Source organism: Blastopirellula sp. J2-11, assembly GCF_024584705.1.
In the GTDB taxonomy this organism is placed as follows: Bacteria; Planctomycetota; Planctomycetia; order Pirellulales; family Pirellulaceae; genus Blastopirellula.
In genome coordinates this window covers 2,615,668-2,634,308 of the sequence record NZ_CP097384.1, presented here as the reverse complement: position 1 = coordinate 2,634,308, position 18,641 = coordinate 2,615,668, and the positions used below count along the sequence as shown (strand labels likewise).

At 55.3% G+C, this 18,641-nt stretch carries 7 protein-coding genes; 4 read left to right on the top strand and 3 right to left on the bottom strand.

Annotated features, from left to right (window positions below; all coding sequences use genetic code 11):
* Positions 1–60: 60 nt before the first annotated feature.
* On the top strand, positions 61–420 hold the full coding sequence (locus M4951_RS10855) for a DUF3467 domain-containing protein (protein WP_262026504.1): 360 nt from the start codon (positions 61–63) through the stop codon (positions 418–420).
* 298 nt (positions 421–718) lie between these two features.
* Complete coding sequence (locus M4951_RS10850; RefSeq protein WP_262026503.1) at positions 719–4,144, top strand: peptidylprolyl isomerase; 3,426 nt, start codon at positions 719–721, stop codon at positions 4,142–4,144.
* A gap of 36 nt (positions 4,145–4,180) precedes the next feature.
* On the opposite strand, the gene M4951_RS10845 is transcribed toward M4951_RS10850, so the two are convergent.
* Together M4951_RS10845 and M4951_RS10840 are read right to left on the bottom strand one after the other, a co-directional pair.
* A complete protein-coding gene (locus M4951_RS10845; RefSeq protein WP_262026502.1) occupies positions 4,181–5,587 on the bottom strand; it encodes a porin in 1,407 nt (468 codons plus the stop codon).
* 179 nt (positions 5,588–5,766) lie between these two features.
* Complete coding sequence (locus tag M4951_RS10840; RefSeq protein ID WP_262026501.1) at positions 5,767–7,137, bottom strand: porin; 1,371 nt, start codon at positions 7,135–7,137, stop codon at positions 5,767–5,769.
* A gap of 539 nt (positions 7,138–7,676) precedes the next feature.
* On the opposite strand from M4951_RS10840, the gene M4951_RS10835 reads away from it, so the two are divergent.
* Positions 7,677–16,433: a cadherin domain-containing protein gene (locus M4951_RS10835; protein ID WP_262026500.1), complete on the top strand. Its 8,757-nt coding sequence runs from the start codon at positions 7,677–7,679 to the stop codon at positions 16,431–16,433.
* 84 nt (positions 16,434–16,517) lie between these two features.
* Here M4951_RS10835 and M4951_RS10830 read toward each other — a convergent pair whose 3' ends face one another.
* The gene (locus tag M4951_RS10830) at positions 16,518–17,189 is read right to left on the bottom strand and encodes a metallophosphoesterase family protein (RefSeq protein WP_262026499.1); all 672 of its coding nucleotides are present in this window, start codon (positions 17,187–17,189) and stop codon (positions 16,518–16,520) included.
* 229 nt (positions 17,190–17,418) lie between these two features.
* Between M4951_RS10830 and M4951_RS10825 the strand changes: the two genes are divergently transcribed.
* A complete protein-coding gene (locus M4951_RS10825; RefSeq protein ID WP_262026498.1) occupies positions 17,419–18,528 on the top strand; it encodes a M24 family metallopeptidase in 1,110 nt (369 codons plus the stop codon).
* The last annotated feature ends 113 nt before the right edge of the window (positions 18,529–18,641 follow it).

Sequence of the window (18,641 nt, the reverse complement as noted above, 5' to 3'; positions counted from 1 at the left end):
GCTAATCGTTATCTGTTTCACCTCGCTCAATCTGCTTTGCCTACAAGGAGTCGAATCTCAATGGCCGACGCCCCTGAAAAAGAAGAACTGACTACGCCCGAAGCCGCCGCCAAAACTGCCGCTCCTCAGCGTCAACAGGTCGAGTTGGACGAAAGCGCACTCATCGCTTCGTACGCCAACTTCTGTCGCGTTACGGGTACGCCCGAAGAGCTGATCATCGACTTCGCCTTGAACACGCAACCGGTCGGAGTTCAACAAGGAGCGATCAAGGTCAGCCAACGCATTATCCTGAACTACTACACGGCGAAGCGCATGTTGGCGGCTCTCCAGGTTTCTGTCCAACGCCATGAAGCGGCTTTCGGCAATCTGGAAATCGACTTCCAAAAGCGAATGTTGCCGTCGGTTCGCCCACAAGGCTAATCCCACCGCAAGCGGATAGCGTCTCTCGCCTACGTGCCTGGCGAAGACCGCTTCGCCCCTTGAATCCCATCTAAAGCGACAGCCCTCAACGGCTGTCGCTTTTTTTGCGCAAGCAGCCCCCCGAAAAATAGGTAATTCCCGCAATTGACGCCGACGGAACTTCTTGCCTCCGCCGCTCGTCGAAGAGGGTGGAGTGATCCGTCCACCTAGCTTTGACAGTATTCGTATTCCAAGTATTCTGGAACCTATCTCGTCTCGCCGTTGGGTCGACCAGCCATAGTACCGAAGAGTTCCTCCTGTGCTTCCGCCCGAAATCGTCATCCTTATCTTCGCCTGCTTCGTCGCCGTTTCTACGATGGCGATGATCTATGCGCGCCATGCTCGGGTTAGAATTCAGCCAGTTCCCGGCAAAGGGGGAACCCGCCGCAATCATCAACAAAGCCGGATTGAAACGCTCGAAGTCCGCGAGGTTTTTGACGCCGCCGGCGTCGAACTGGAAGGGGAGGACCTCTTCCTTAACGGCACGATCTATCAAAACGTCGACATGGTCGCTCTGGCCAAAGCGATCACCGCCTCTGGAGCCAAATTTTACGGCGCCGTGTGGTGCCCTCACTGCACCGCGCAAAAGGGATTCTTCGGTGAAGGCGGAAGCTATTTGCCGTTTTACGAAGTCACCAACTCGGACCACACGCTGAATGCTCTCGGTTCAAGCTTGGGGATTCAAGCGCTGCCAACTTGGATCTTCGCCAACGGTACGCGCGTCGAGGGTACGTTGACGATTGAACAGCTGGTTCAATTGACCGGCGTCACAGTACCGACGTCGACCACGCCGTACATCGCTGAAATTGCTCCCATCACGCTCTATGCCGGCGAACCGTTGTTTCTGACTCTCGACGGCTATTCGCCAACCGGCGAGGCGCTGACCTACACCGTGACCAGCAGCTCCGGCACCGTGTTAACAGAAGTCCGACAACAGACCCGCAGTTTGCGGATCACGGTCAAAAACTTTGGCGTCATGGAATTCCAACTGCTGGAAGACTACGCCAACTTGGCGACCGATCAAATCATCGCGCTCGCTCAGGCCGGGATCTATGACGGCTTGAAGTTTCATCGCGTCAAAGACAATTTCGTGATCCAAGGGGGCGATCCGCTAGGAACCGGCGCCGGCGATCCTACGATTCCCTACTTCGATGACCAGTACGATTTTGATTTGCGCTACAATCGCAGCGGCGTACTGGGCATGGCCAAGTCGTATGACGATACGAACTCTTCGCAGTTCTTCATTACCGAAGGCTCGCAACGCGAATCGCTCGATTTCAAATACACGATCTTTGGATATTTGACCGAGGGAGACGCCGTACGCGAGGCGATCAGCGAGGTTCCGACCAACAGCGGTGATTATCCAACCTCGGATGTCATTATTGAGAAAGTCGAGGTCTTCCAAGACCACGAAAATGCGTTGGTGAAATTAAACACCTTCATCGCAGGCATCACCGGCAACGACACGCTTACCATTACGGCTACCGACGCGAGCGGACGAACGTTCAGCCGACAAGTTAACGTCGCCTATTTCCCCACCTCGGCGAATAAGGTCGCCTATTTAGGGGACATTCCGGATCTGATCGTTCATCCAGGCAGCGTGCTTACTTATCAACTGATTGGATACGACGCCAACGGCGACACGGTTAGATTCCTTGACAAGGCCGGCTTGTCCTCGGTGCCAGTGTCGATCCAAACGACCAATGCAAACGGCTTGATCTACTCGGTCGACAACAGCACCGGCGTGCTCACGATTCAAGCTCCTTCCAGCTTTCGCGGCCAAGGCCAGGTGATCGTCGCCGCCTACGATTTCCTCAGCACTAGTTCCTTGAATTATGACTTTCAAGTCATCAACATCTCGGCTTCGGCCGCGCCGATCTTGGTGAATGACACCTTTGATACGATCGCGGGATCGGTCAACAGCATTACTCCACTGGCGAACGATAACGCGTCGGCTCCTGCATTTGACCTGAATACGCTTGAGATTCTCTCGGTCCCCGACGGTATTCAACTGGGCGTTCAGGACGGCGTGATCACCTACACCGCTCCGGTCGGCTACTCCGGGTCATTCACGGTGGACTACAAAATCAGCAATATCTACGGCGCCGCTGGAAATTTCGCCTCGTTAACGATCAATGTTTCACCCAACACGCTCGCCGTCGCCGGAGATGACGCGTACCAGATTGATGTCGACAGCATCGCGATCTTCGACGTGCTCAACAACGATCGTTTGAACAAATTTTTGACCAGCAATATGGGAATGTCGATCACCTCGGTCGGCGTTTCCTCTGTCGGCGCAGCGATCGCCATTCAAGACGGGAAAATCCGATACATACCGGCCGCTGGCTACTCTGGCCTCGATACGTTCACGTATACGGTCACCAACGGAACCTCGGTCGTGACCGGTACGGTGTCGGTATCGATTGTCGATATTCAAGACTTTGGCGTTACCGTCTCGCGTGAGAAAACGGAAGACCTAGCCCCGCCGCCGATTAGTGATCCCTACCTCAACGAATGGGACTCCTTCTGGGTGGAAGTCTGGGTCAACAGCGATCGAATTTCGACGCAAGGAATCAGCACCGCGGCCCTTGGCATGCATTTTGTTCCCGGGCTTTTTGACGCGACGACGATTGAGCCTGGCGCAGGGTTTCAATTCAACAGCACTCCCACGATCAACGGCGAAACAGGAGAGATCACCGGATTGGAAGCGGTTGCGACGACCGCGGGTCTCGGCTCTGGCCAGCGCGTCTTGTTGGCCCGAATTCGCTTCCAGCCGTCTGCCGACGGCGGCTTGTCAGTTGACAGCGACGGCATTCCTTTCGACGCTTTCTTTTCGGTACGCGACGCTCAAATTCAAGCGGCCGACACCGAAATGCTCGACGCCCAAGTCACCGCCTTGCCGACAACCAAGATTTTGCCTGTCATCTATGATCTGAACGATGACGGCAAAATTGACCTGTCCGACGTTTTCGTTTTCCGTGACAACTACCTTGGAAACACTTCGGCGGTTGCGTCGATAGGCGACTTTGATCTCAACGGCGCCGTGAATACCTACGACTTGTCGTTGCTCATCCGCGAAATCGGCGAAACGCGATCCAACGTCAGCGACGCCGCACCCGGGCATTTCATCGCTTACGACTTCAACTATCTGTCCAACGCACTGTCGCAAACTCCGCTGTCTGTCGGAATCTCTCCGCCGGCCGACGATGTGACGTCGCTTACGCCGGAAGTTGTTCAGCCGGTGCTAGACGCTGCAGCCGCGAAGATCGCCGACGCCTACAGTCAGTTAGGAGTCTTCAACTTTGTCATAACGACAAATTTCCAAATCGTCGATTTGCCCGGCTCCCAACTTAGCTACCGCAATAACGGAATCCTATACCTAGATATCGACGCCGCCGGGTATGGCTGGTTTGTCGATAGCACCCCGGCGCAGAATGAAGAATTCAGTTCAAGCGGCGTTAACTCTTGGAATGCGTTGGCGGAAAGCGACGCGGACGGCAAGATCGATCTGCTGACCGTGATCTTGCACGAGCTGATCTCGCATCAGGACGAGACCGAAGACGACCTCTTCACGGATTATCTCTACACCAGCAAGCGATTTTTGTTCGCTCCTGAAGATCTGCCGATCTTCCAACTCCTTAATCCCGCTTTGGTCGATCAAGCGTTGGCTGACGAAGACGCATAGCACGACGCCCAGATCGCTTGGTTCTCGCGGCGACCGCTAGAAGACCATGATCACGTCAAAGCCCAGCGTAAACTGCTCTTTCGAGTTCCCGTCTTCAAAAGCGCCGTTAATTCCAGGCGCTTCCAAATCAGACCAGTCCCAGCGTAGTTCTGGCCGCGCGATCAGCCAATCATTGGGATGATAGTTGGCTCCTAGCGTTAGGTCATAATACGATCCGCCCGTCGTGATGTTGTCATTCGGCAAGGCGAAGACCCGAGCATTGTCGCGATCGTCAAACCATTCAAAGCGTAGCCCCAAGTCCAAACAGGGATTGACTTCGTAGTAGAGATAGTTGGCGATGCCGTACCACGAGGCGCTGTCAAGCGTGCTCGCATCGGTTACGCGAACATTGTCTTCGGTTCCATAGTTCACATCCATGACGTAAGTCCAGCGGCATGTTAGCCGTTGTTGCAGCACGATGTCCAAAACCGTTCGGTTGTTGTCGGCGGTCGGATCCTCAGGGCCCGACATGACGCCGAGTCGTAGCTTCGTCGCTTGATCGGGCGAGGTCCAGTTAAAGCCTCCCATAAAGCCTGTGCTGCCGTTGTCTTGTTCCCAAGTGTTCCAGCCGCGCGTTACGCCTGCGGTCCAGGTCATGCAACAAGAGCTATCCCAACTAGCGAGTACGCCGGTCGTGGTGAACGGCTCGCCATATTGCATGATATAAGTGTGCGAGTAGAAAAAGTTCTCCGGAGCCTTGACCGACTCGTAGCCCAGTATCGAGTAGAAGTGCCCCATCTTTACGCGAACGCCGCCAGCGATCGGCGCCTGCACTTCGACATAGGCCTGCGGCATCGCAAGTCCATAGAGACCAGCGGTTCCCGCATTGCGTGGTCCTTTATTGCTATTCCATTTCTGGCTTCCGTCCGAGTAGGTCTCGAGCCCGTTCGCCTGAATGAAGTAATAGTCAGTGCCGTACAGCAGATCGATCTTCCCGCCGATGTCCCAACAACAGCTCGCCGGATCGAGCGCTCGCCCCATCGAGACGTAAAGCTGGTTCATCATGTATTCGTTGGCTTGGTCGTTGAAGATCAACGGGCCATTTTGGCCAACCGGACCATTCGAGCTGCTCGCATTCGGATTGCCAGTAAAGCCCTGATCGAGCCAACCATCAATAAAGAAGCGATCAAAACATAACTGCGGACAACACGTGTCGCAGCCGCCGCAAGCCGTGCCGCAAGCAGGTTGATAAGCGTCTACTTCGTACTCGTAGCCATCGGGCGAAGCCATTTCCGCCTTGACGTACGAAGCTTCGGCTGGCGCAACGACCAGCGCTGACGAGGAATCCGAGGGACCGCGCGAAGGTTGATAAACTCGATCCGAAGAAAATAGCGACTGCTGTCCCAAGGCAATGTGCGGAGCACAAGCAAACAAGAGAGCAACGCAAAATAAGTAACGCGACATGTTGAATCGCCTGAAGTCCAGGGGGAAGACTGTCAACTCGGCAAAGTTTAGATTCGCGCGTAAACTTTGCCGCCACAGTCAACCTATCGACCCTTCGGCCGAAGTCGCTTCAGTCGATTCTAACGGTTACAGCGATTTTATGGGGGCCCCATGACAGCAGTGATGGCGCCCGGAGTCTTCTAGAACTTGAAAATCACGTCAAACGAAGCTGTCCACATCTGCTTGTCCATAAAGTCATTGTACGGGCCCTGGGCGCCCAGCAGATTAACATTCGACGAATCGTAACGCAGCTCCGGTCGAACATTGACAAAGTCGTAAGGCCGCCAGTTGGCGCCGAGCGACACCTCGTAGTAGTTGCCTCCCGTTGAAAACGCTTCGATCGGCACCGCGATGACCCGTGCGTTGTCCTCGTCGCGGAACCATTCGAGCCGCACGCCCAAGTCGACCGTTTCGGTGTACTTCAAAAACAGATACTGATTGACTCCGTACCAGAACGCGGTGTCCGACTCAAAGTTCGCATCCAGCTTGCCGTTCTCTTCCAAACCAAAGTCACTCTGGAAGACATACGTCCATCGACTCCCCAGCTTGCGGGTATAGACCAGAGATTGGAGGAATCGGTTGTTCAGGCCATCGATATCCTCTTTTCCGTTGATAAACGAATAAGAGAGTGAGGAGATGTCATTCGCGTACTGAAAGCCCATCAACGCCGACAGCTGACCGTTGGGATTGTCGAAGTTATCCCAGCCATTCGTCACGCCGCCATGCAGCGTGAGATGGTCGCCAGCGGTGTAGCTCGCCAGAACGCCGGTATGGGTAAACGGCTCGCCATATTGCATCGTGTAAGCGTGAGAGTAAAAGAAGTTCTGAGGCGCCATCACCGACTCGTATCCGATGATCGTGTAAAAGTGACCGAACTTCACTTTGAGACCATTGCCGATCGGAGCATAGACTTCCCCATACATCTGCGGCAGCGCCAGGCCATACAACGCAGCTTCGCCAGCGGCTCGCGGACCGTCGCCGTTCCAGTGCCGCGTGCCGTCTTGACGCGTTTCGAGACCTCGAGCCATCGTGAAGAAATAGTCGGAACCATACAGCAGGTCGACACGTCCTCCCAACGACCAGCAACTCTCCTCTTCCACTTTCTTACCCATGGCCAGATAAAGCTGGTTCATCTGGTATTCATCAGCACGATCGTTGAAAGTCATCGGCGTATTGAAATTGTTCGCCGGATGATCAAAGTTGGCGGTATAGCCCTGCGAAATCCAACCGTCATAAAACCAGCCGCCGCCAGCTAGACCGCCCCCTGCGCAGCAATCGCGGCAAGACCCGACGTCATAGTTGCAGCACGGGTCACAATAGACCTCGGCCTGGGTGGACGAGTCGGATAACGAGATCGGCTGGATTTCTACGTCTTCAAACGCAACCGGCGACACCTCAAAAGAGGGGCTCAAAACGACCGGTTCAACGTCGAGGTCTTGCGCATAACACGCAGTTCCAAACGTTAACGCGCCGGCCAGCATGAAAAATCGCCATATTGGGTAGTGCGGCATCCTGCACTCCTTGGACCAAAAACTCGCTCCTCCCCGTGGGTTACACGGAGCGTCTTCGTCGCGATTGGTAGCACAACAACGAGAGGACGCCACACAAATGGGTGCGGTAGGCAGTAGTTCAATCGGAATAATCCCCTTCTAAAGTTTGATCGAAATGATTGGTACCAAAGGGATTATTGCAACAGTGGCCGCATAGAATCGCTAATCGGAATATCTTTACACCAAACACATCGCCATTCATTGATGCATGCTTCCCGCGCCGAGTGATTCGCATCTCCTATCCTCTACATCTGGCACAACAGGAAGACTGAGAGGGTGAGGAAGGGGAACAAGATTGGTGAGATGCCAGCATTCTCGTTGAAATCACCAAACCGGCTGATTTAAATGGAACTCCGAGGAGCGATACCCCCTCTCTAACCCAGGATTTTTTCCCGACGGTTAGATTCGTTCCAACTCTCCAAACTCCCTCGTTCTTCCATTCTCTCCTTAACCCCCCAAACTCCTACATTCCCCCTGAAGTTGGGTGGTCGGTGCATAGCATGAAAAACACAGATTGGACTCGTGAAAATAATCGCAAGCTTCGCAAACATGGACGAGCTCGTCGTCGCCTGGGACAACGAAAGTTGGCCAGCGAACAACTTGAGCTTCGCGAACTGCTTGCGTTAACGACCATCGATTTGGTGACCGATCTCACCATTGCAGAAGGGACGCACCGAGATATTACGCTCGACCATCTCTCTGGCCCCTCGTCGGTTCTGGTCGGTCTGAAGATCAAAGGGACCAGCGGCAACTTTGATCCAGGCGTTCCGTTGATCCATGTGAAGGACAATCCTTCGCAGACCATTCCGCTGGTTGGCGCGATGGCCAACGTCAACGGCACCACCGACAGCTTGGTCTTCTTCCAGATGGGAACCTCCACGCTGACGATCGAAGTCGGCGGTAGCGGCGGTGGTGATTTCCAGGCCGAAATCTTCCTGTTCGGCGACTCCAACGGTGACGGAGCGATCACCGAAGCTGAATACATGAAGGCAAGCGCCGCTCAGATGCAAGGCGCCGGCACCGGCAATGCGAACACCGCGATGTACTACAAGTCGGTCTGGGGAATCGATTTTAACCAATCGCAATACGACTACGAATTTGACCTGAATCAAAATGGCCGGGTCGAAGCGAACGAACTCAATTGGGTATCAACCAACCGATCGGCGAGCGGCGTCCAGCTCGATCTGATCGGCGACATCGACCCGCCCTCGATTACGGTCGGGCTGGTTAATGACTCGACTGCCGACGGCGTCCCCGGCGGCATGACCGATGGCATCACGAATGTGATCCCGGCCACCAACACTGAAGTGGTCATTGAAGGTACGGTAACCGACTTCAGCAACATCACGTCGGTTATCATCTCCGGCTCCGATGATTCAGTGAATGTCTTTAACCAAACTATCGCCGAATCGAACACCGCTGATGTTCGCAATATCACCTTTGGCCTCAGCCTTGACGATCTGCAGACGCTGTTCGGGGAAGACGTCACCGACGGGTCCGCTTATACGTTAAAAATTAACGCCGTCGATGACCTGGGCAACACCTACGGCGACCCGATCGAATTTACCTTCCAATTTGATACGACCCTTCCTGGAGCGCCAACTCCTGATCTGCTGAGCATCAGCGACAGCGGCGATTCGGATACCGATAATTTGACGAACGCGTCGTCGCTCAGCATTGAAGTGACGACGGAAGCTGGCTCCGTTGTCGAATTGTTTGTCGATGGCGCGTCAGTCGGCACGCTCTACGATTCAACCAATTCAGGCAAGGTCACCTTCACGCTGTCAGACACGTTCTCAGCGGACGACCTCTATAAAATTACCGCGAAAAGCTACGATGCGGCAGGCAATCCTAGCGTGACGAGCGGCGAGTTGGCCATCACCATCGATCGCACGACCGCCGAGCCGATCTTCACGCTGACCAACAAATCGGACGACGTAGGCGCCGCAGATTTCCGTACCGAGGAAGACAACGCGGACTTCTCGATCACTATTGAAGCAGGAGCTACCGTCTCAATCGGCGGAGTCGACGTGACCGATAGTGATCTGGATGGAGTCGTCACCTTTGATGACGTTTCGTTGACGCTGGGCAACAACTCCATTACCGCAATGGTCACCGACCTCGCCGGCAACACCAACTCCAAGACGATCACGGTCGTTAGCAATCATACGCCGGAGATTGATGGAACGAGCCTGGACGGCGTCACAAACTTGTTTGAAACGACGTCCGAAAATATGAACTCCGGCACGGTTCTCGATCAGAAGATCGTTCTGGAGCCGTCCAGCGCTGATATGGACGAGACCCTCTCCTATTCTGCCTTCAATGTCCAAGCGCGGGATCTCAACGACGATCCGGTCACGCTGAATAACGTTGTTATTGTTGTCGAAAACACGCCTACCGGCGCCACGGTGACCATCTCTGATCCCGATGGTGAACTGGACTACGAACTAGGCATTCGCAAGGTAACATTTGATGTCCAGACAATGGACAATCTCGGGGATGGACATGGCGGCGCTGGTCTGACTTCTGAAGTTCAATCCTTCTCGGTGGACCTCAATCCGCTCAATGAGACGCCGGTAATCGCCGACGGACCATTTAGCTTCTCGATCAATGAAGATGACACCGATGCGTTCACGCCGGTTGCTCCCCTCGCAGGCAGCGTAACCGATCCAGAAGTGGATGACGCCAATCAGACTCAATCTTTGATCTATTCGCTCTCGGGCGCATCGGCTTCGCTGTTCACCATCAATTCGGCGACTGGCGCGATTGGAATCAACACCGGATCGACATTCGACTTTGAAACGACCAAGTCGTATGAATTGACGGTTACCGTATCGGACGGAACCAAGTCTACAATGACGACCGTCACGGTGAGCGTCGCGGACGTCAACGAAGACCCCGTCTTCGACAACGATCCGTTCGTCTTTGGATTCGATGAAGACAAGACCTCCGGCGTTGTCGGTTCGGTCACCGCAACGGATCCCGATGCTGCGGATGACACGCCGACTGCGACCAATCCCGAGAATGCGACGCTGACTTACAGCTTCACCGGAACCCTCGATTCGCGCTTTGCGATCGACAGCGCCACCGGCGAAATCTCGATCGTCGCCGACTCTCAATTCGACTACGAAACCGAGCCGACGATTTCTCTGGAAGTGATGGTTGAGGACGCAGGCGCCCCTGTCAAAAGCCATACCGCGACCGTGACGATCAACATCGCCGACATCAACGAAGCGCCTGAGTTTGGCGAGGACTCCTACAGCGGTCAAATTGATGAAAATACCAGTCCAGGAACGGTGGTCGTTCTCGGAACAGCGATCACGGCGACCGACGAAGATACTCCGGCTCAAACGCTAACGTATAGCTTTGCGACCGACGGCGATGGAGGCGGCAAATTTGCGATAGACCCAACCACCGGCGCCATCTCGCTCGCTGCAGGTCAAACGCTCGATCATGAGACGACCCCCAGCTATATGTTAGAAGTCGTCGTCACCGACAACGGCTCACCGGCGGAAAGTTCCTCGGTCATGGTCGAGGTCACGGTCAATAACGTGAACGAAGCCCCGGTTCTGAATGAAACGATCTATACGATTTCCGAACTTTCGCTAATGGTCGGCGACCCGGACATCGGCATCGTCGTCGATTATACGGATGTCGACATGGGCGATGTCGTCACATTTACGTCGAACGGCGCCGGCACCGGCGACGGCGTCTTTGAATTGCAAGCCGATGGCAGCATCACCTTCATTGGCGACACGCTGCCCGATCCCGATACCTTCGAGGACTATACGCTACAAATCAAAGGGACTGATATCGAGGGATTGTCCTTTGAGGAGACGATCACGATTCGCGTGACGGCTAACTTGCCGCCTACCGTCGACGAAGACACGTTCAGCGTTCCAGAGAATCTGGCCAACGACGAAGTCGCCTTCACGCTCACTTTCTCCGACGCAGAAATGGACGGCATCCAATCAGCTGTCCTGCAATCCGATGCAGGGGGAGCATTCAAGCTGGGCGCCCTTTCTGGCAATAGTATCGACGTCATCGTCAACGATACAACGCAGTTGGACTTCGAGACCAACACGCCGCTGACGTTCACCATCCGCGTCACCGATAATGTCGGCAGCTTTGAAGATTACGAAATCACCGTCAACTTGACCGACCAAAATGACGCGCCTGACTTTGTCGACTCAACAACTTTCAATCTCGATGAGTTCGTCGCCAAGATCCCGCCAACAGCGAGCACGCCCGCAGAAAACGCAGTGGTGCTGGACCTGGTTACCGCATTCAGCGATCAAGATGGCGACACGCTGACCTATAACGTTGTCGATGCGACCGGCGCGTTCGGTCTCGACATGAGCGGCAAAAATCTGATCATTGTCGATCCGAGCCTGCTCGACACGGATGCAGTGGACGCGGTGACGGAATACACGGTTACCGTCGAAGCGTCGGACGGTATGGGAGGAATGGCCTCGCAGGATATCACCATCACCATTGATCCCGTCAACGAGTTGCCTCTGCCGCTCGACGAAATGGACGAACCGATCGCGGCCGACGGCGGCGGCGTTGTTCACCTGGGCAACATTACGCTCAGCTTTGCTGACTTAGAGGCCCTCAATGACGGCGAAGCGGTTCCCGGCCTTGAAAACATCTACTCGATCTTGAATTTCGGCCCGGAAGGCGCCCTGTCGGATCCGGAAGGCGACACGCTGGAATTCCTCCAATTGACGGGCAGCGCCGAATTCACGATCGCTGCCAACGGCGACATCACGATCACTGACACCGACTTCTTGAATTCACTAGGCGATGAAGAGGTATTTACGCTCTCGTTCAGCTACACCGACAATAACGCCGAATCGTTGACGTCCGCGGATCTGGGCGCGACTTCGATTGAGTTCACGATCACGATCGTCAAGAACGCGGATCCCGTCATCTCAGACGTTTCCGAGACCGATGTGGAAATCGCCGAAAACTCGGATCCCGATTCCCCCACGATTCCGGTTTTGACGTTCAACGTGATCGATCCCGACGATGGCGACATGATCACTTCGGTCACCGCGTCGGCGCCGGGGATTGCTGATGGAATTTTCAAGGTCGTCAACGTCTCAGGATCGCAATACCAACTGGTCGTCGACAGTTCGGCCAATCTCGATTACGAAGCGATCTACAACTCGGTGATCGCATCCGACACGTTTACGGTGACGATCACCGCGAACGATAGCAAAGGAGGCAGCAGTTCGACGACGGTCGACGTAACGGTGACGGATGTCAACGAAGCGCCGACGATGGAAGAAGATGAGTTTCATCTGACCATTCCCGAAAACTCGGTCGGCGGAACCGAGGCGATTGGACAGGTCATCGCGACCGATCCTGATGCCGCGGATGCCGGTAACATGGAGCCGACGAACGGCGCCGACTTCGCGTCGCTCGTCTACACGCTGAGCGGCGGCGACTCGGATAAATTCAATATCGACAGCAACGGCGTCATCACCGTGAAGGATGACGTCGAGCTGGACTTCGAAAACGACTCCAAGAACTCTTTCCAATTCAACGTCCAGGTCTCCGACTTGAACGGCGAGATGGGAGCACTCCTCAGCGGCGTCTCGACGGTCTACATCACGGTGACCGACGCCAACGATGATCCCGAATGGACCGGTGAAGCGGCGGTAGACCTCATCGTAGACGAATCGCAGCTCCTGCCAGAGCAAAATGTCACGATCATGATCCCCAACGGGGGAGATACGATCGAACGCGACGGATATGAACTCCGCTTTGCGTTAAGTGAAATTGTGGATTCAATGGGCAATCCGATTTTCACCGACGCAGACCCGGGCGACTCGCTGGAACTCGTTATCGACTCGTTCCCGGCTTACGCCAATAACGATTCCTTCTATAGTTATTCCATCGACGGCGATGAACTGGTCGTCCGCATTCTGCACTACTTGCCATCGCAGAGCCGAGCTCCCAAGACGCTCACAATACACGTGATGGACGACTCGGGCGCCGTTTCGCAGACCGCCGATCTCACTTTGAGATTCAAGGTCGAGAATATCATTGATGTGCAGATTCGGGCTGTCAAAGAATTGTCCGACATGGACGGCACCGGCGAAAACGAGAACGTCACCAAAGAGATGCTGCAAGAATCGGACGCGTCGCTACTGCTCGCTTCCGCCGATATCGATAGCACCTTCTACTACGAGATCTGGATCTCGACTAACTACGGCGTCAACGATGCGGCGCCTGGCCGCGTCTATTTTGACGGCGCTAGTCTGATCAATCTAAACCTTCAATTTAATGAAGACTATCTCGACGTCTTAACAAACACGTATCAACAGATTGATGGGACCTTCGTCACCGGCTTTGGACCGTCCTTCACTTCACAAGGAAGCACCGGATATGCGGTGGGGCTCTTCGGCTTCCTGACAGACCTCAGCCGTGAGGCCGAAGACGATGAATTGCCCACCGTTACCGGCAACGGCGCCTTTTTGTTTCCCGAAGTTGCGTCGGGCGATTACCTCCGCTTTGCGTCGATCGGTTTCAAGTTGAACAATCCGCTGCCGATGGAGAACTTCAACGGCGAATTGATTAGCCTTTACTATGGAGATACGGTCGCCACCGGTGTTGAAGGCAACGGCGAACTCAAATTCTTACTTGATCCGACTGGATTCACCGGCGACGGCAGCCCGGTCATATTAGAGGACACCGAAATATCGCAGAATTCGGTCGTAAACTATAATCAGATTTCGGATGCCAGCACGCAGATGGAAGTCATCACCGACTTCTTGGTGTTTGAACTGAACAATTCGACCATTGGGTTGAACTTAGCAGATAGCAACATCAGCAACGCGGCAATGTTTGCACTTCAGGGCGTCGATAGCAATACCGCAAGCTTGAGCGGCAATCTTTACGTACAGGTCCTCAGTGCCGATGACATGGGCGCTCAATTCCGAATTGTTGCGGCTGATATCCTCGTATCGTCGCCAAACTCTTATCTCCCCGGTACGCCTGCTGAGGACAATCCGACGGATGCAGCACTAGGCAATTTCGGTTTGAATGCTTTCGATACGGACATAGCGATCCGTGAGATTTCATTCGTATTGAGTGAACCGATCACTTTAGACATCACCGGCGATATCTACGACACCAATAATCTGAGCGTGTTTGATACGTCCGATCTCGATCTCGTACTTTCATCGGGCACGGTTGAAACGGTGGCGGATGGTAAGATACCTGGTACTCACACGACCAGCGACGATCAGTTAATTCCATTGACCGGCGCCGACTTGGATCCCCACGGAGCCGAATCGGGTTCGGTCAGCGCGACAAACGTCGGCAGTGACAGCGATTTTTCCAACGACGACATTACGATCACTTTCTCGCTCGATCGCATGCTGGCGAATCAAACGTTCACTGATGGTGGACTCGACTCGCTCGTATTGCAGTTGTTCGCTGATATGACGATCACCGCAAGTCACAACAACAGCCCAGCGTTAATGGGCACGGTCTCCGCCAACGGTGGCCAGCCATTGGAAGCAGGGAGCGGCGTGTTCCTCTCGGTAGTTGACGCGCCGACCGCACTCGACGCGTCAGGGCAGATCGCCGCTTTGCCGGTCAGCGAAACCTGGCTGAGCGAATGGGACGGTTTCTGGGTCGAAATTTGGGCCAACACGGCTGACGCCGCCGGTATTCAAGCAGGCGCCGTCGACCTGAAATACAACACCGACCTCTTTACCGCGACGCGGATCGAGTATGCGTCGAAGTTTGATCAAAATCGTAGCGGCATGATCAATGACCATGCAGGGCAAATCACCAACGTCGGCAGCGGTACGGTTTCTAGCGATCTCGGCAAAGATGGTTTCGTCTTGCTCGGTCGCGTTCAATTCCAATCGCTGGCCGGCGATGGCCTGTCGGTAGAAGACGGCCTGCAATTTGGTCCGGCCGAACTGGGACTGGAAATCACCCGCGGAGAGTTGGAGCTTAGCGAAGTCGGTCTGGTCCGCGCCAGTACTGACGCGAACCCGAACATCGATGTTTGGGCCGTTCCTTACGACCTGGACGACGATGGCGTGATTTCGATGATCGACCTGTCGCAGTTCATTCGTCGCATCGGCACGTCGTCGATCGCGGTCGAAGATGCGATCTCGGCGGCCACCGACTTTAACAATGACGGCTACACGTCGCTCGTCGACCTATCCGACCTCATTCGCAACCTCGGCATCTCCAAGGCGAACGCGTCCAGCATCAAGTACCCGAGCTCGTTCACCCAACTGTGGGTCGGAGCCGGTCTGGTCACCAACGGCCCCGATACGATCGAATCGATCTTTACCGCGGCGAACAACGCTTGGGCCGAAGCGCTCGGCTTGGACAAACCGTTGGACGTACGCTTGGAAGTCACCAACCTGGGTGGAGCTCAATTGGGCGAAGCCAAGCTGGTTGGCTTGAATACCGAGGGTCTGCCGGTTCGCGGCGTATTGACCATTGACGACGACGGCGCCGGCTTCGGCTGGTCGACCGATCTCGAAAATGGCCCCGGCGGCGACCAGTACGACCTGTACACGGTGATGCTGCACGAACTGGGGCACTTGTACGGCTTCATGCCGCAGTACTCGGCGTTCGGTGAACATGTGACCGACTTTGAAGGAACGACGCTCTTTGTCGGCGACATGTACGCGGTCGAACTCGATTCGCGCGGCGAACATCTCGATGTCGACACCTACGCCAGCGACGTGATGAGCCCGTACTTGGCTCCTGGCATTCGGAAAGAGATTTCGGCGCTCGATACGCAGATGATTTTGACCGCCTATTCCTCGGCCGACTCGTCGACGACCATCGCCAGCCATGGCGCCGCGTTGACGGAACAATCGGCCGTTGAACAACCGGTGAATATCGTCAGCCCGGTTTCGGAAACGTCGACCGTGGATGTCAACGTGATCCCAACGGCGACCAGCTTTGTGCTGGGAGACAATGTCGCGAATCTGGCCGATGTCAGCGGTCGTACCGGCGTCCCGGTCGTGATGCCCGAAACGACTCGCCGAACTCTGGAACAAAGCGGCATCGCCTTTAAGACGTTGTCGAATTATTCGGCCGCCGAGTTTGACAATGTCTCGGAAGCGATGACCGAGGTCGAAACCTACTTCGATGACTCAACGCTGATCGAATCGACCATCTCGGACATCGATTCCGACGCGGACGACTCGAACGACGGGGATTCGATCGACGATCTGTTCGCCGAATGGGACGAGATCGAAATGGCCTAATCGCCACGAGAATCAATCCCACAATGAAAAAGGCCGCCTTCACAGGCGGCCTCTTTTATTGCGCAGTAGACAAGTCAAAGCGAGCTATCGCAAAGAGTCCTTCGTTGGCGACTTGCCTTCGTGATCGACTTGGTAATATTGGAGCGAAGCATTGCACTCGACGGCCGTCAACGTGCCGCCGCCGACGCAAAACGTATCGACCGCGACCAGATGCTTATAGTCGCTGGGCAGGCCGTCTCGTTGCGGCGTGTGCCCAACCAATGCGGTCTTGCCGTTGTCGTGTTGGCGCGGAGGCGCCGGCCGCAGATGCTCCCAATAGAGAAAGAGCGGCGGCTGATCGGCCAGCGGCAGATCATATTGATAGTTGGCATGCACGAAGAAGAATTTCTCCGTCTCGTAATAGGGCAGCGTCGCCGACAAAAAGTCCCAGTGACGCTGTGGGACCTTGTCCAAACTGCCGCCGTAGCTCTCCAAGGTTTCGGCGCCTCCGCATTCGCGCCAAAAATGCAACTGCTCGTCGCTGGTGCGGGAGTTAAGCATCATGACTTCGTGATTTCCTCGCAGAAAAACCATCTGTCGCCGCTCGTTCCAGTCGAGCAATAGGTCAATCACGCCGGCCGAGTCCGGCCCACGATCGACATAATCGCCTAACAGGACGATCTGATCCGCCGGCTCCGGCGCGATCCACTCTAGCAGTCCCGCCAGCGCGTCGCGGCATCCATGCACGTCGCCGATCGCAAAAATTCGTGAAGTCATCGCCTGGACTATAAAAAAGTGGAAATTGGCGTCGTTGTAATTCTACGTCATGAACGTCAAAAGGGGATGTGCGATTTCCCTTGTCCGCCAGCAGACGAGCGTCAACAAAAAAACGGCGCGGTCTCCCCACTTTTCGCCCGAGCAGGTTTCCATTAGTTTGGCCTTACCCTGGCGCTTTTGGCAGCCGCCGCGGACCCGCGACCCTGTTCACGAATCGATCGGAGAGGCAATGAGCGAATTGGACCTGAATCTCGACGCAAGCCGAGCACGCCAGCAACGACTTTGGAACGCGCTTGCCGGGGCGGAACTAGACGCGATCATCGTCACCCAAATCGAACATATCCAGTACTTGATCGGCCCGAAATTCGCCTGGGTTCATCAGCCGGCGGCGATCTTGTTCGCGGACGGAACAGCGACGTTGATCGCGCCGAACGAAGCGCCCGACGCCGCCGCCGCCGATGAGATTTTGACCTACGAAGCGCAGTGGCTTTGCACGCTGCGAAACGATCAACGCGAGGCCAGCAGCGCTGTCTTGCTGCAATACTTGAAGTCACGCGGCAAGCTGGGGAAGATCGGCGTCGAATACTCCACCTTTTCACTCCACCTATCGCAACAGCTTGACGCGACGTTGGTCGATGTCGAACCCACGTTGTATCAGCTGCGCCGCAAAAAAGACCCCGATGAACTGGCCCGCCTGAAAAAGGCGATCACCGGCACCGCGCGGATGTACGAAGTCGCCCGCGACATGATCCGTCCCGGCGTGAGTGAACTGAACGTCTTTAACGCGCTGCAAGCGGCGGCCGTCAAAGAGTATGGCGAGATGCTGACCGGCACCGGCAACGACTATGCGTGCGGCGCGAAAGGAGGCCCTCCGCGTGATCGCTTGACGCAAGATGGCGAGCTTTACATTCTCGACTTGGGCCCTGCATTCCGCGGCTACTTTGCTGACAACTGCCGCACAATCGCCGTCAACGGCAAGCCGACCGACGAGCAACAGCAGACGTGGGAAATCGTCATGCAGACGTTTGATCACGTGATGAAAACGGTACGTCCCGGCAAAAGCTGCAAAGAACTGTTCCAAGAGGTGGTCGGTATTTTAAGCGCCGCGCCGATCGGCGTCTTCGACCATCACTTGGGACATGGGATCGGCCTCTTCCCGCACGAAGCGCCCCATTTGAACTCGTGCTGGGAGGATGTTTTCGCCGAGGGAGACGTCTTTACCGTCGAGCCTGGCATCTACGACGAGAAGCTCCGCTTCGGCATGCGGCTTGAGAACGACTATCTCGTCACCGCCAGCGGAGTGGAGTTGCTCTCCGACTTCCCGATGGGACTGACGTAGAAGGGGACGAAGTCCCTTTCGCTTCGGCTTCTTCCACAAAATCAGCCGTGCGGCTGATGTCGATACGGGCCGCGACATGTCTCACCGTCGACGGTTCTTTCGGCAGGCTACGC

Bases quoted from the DNA above. Each gene is read 5' to 3' on its own strand.
- M4951_RS10855 (WP_262026504.1), top strand. From the start codon at position 61: ATGGCCGACGCCCCTGAAAAAGAAGAACTGACTACGCCCGAAGCCGCC.
- M4951_RS10845 (WP_262026502.1), bottom strand. From the start codon at position 5,587: ATGTCGCGTTACTTATTTTGCGTTGCTCTCTTGTTTGCTTGTGCTCCG.
- M4951_RS10825 (WP_262026498.1), top strand. From the start codon at position 17,419: ATGAGCGAATTGGACCTGAATCTCGACGCAAGCCGAGCACGCCAGCAA.
- M4951_RS10840 (WP_262026501.1), bottom strand. From the start codon at position 7,137: ATGCCGCACTACCCAATATGGCGATTTTTCATGCTGGCCGGCGCGTTA.
- M4951_RS10835 (WP_262026500.1), top strand. From the start codon at position 7,677: ATGAAAAACACAGATTGGACTCGTGAAAATAATCGCAAGCTTCGCAAA.
- M4951_RS10830 (WP_262026499.1), bottom strand. From the start codon at position 17,189: ATGACTTCACGAATTTTTGCGATCGGCGACGTGCATGGATGCCGCGAC.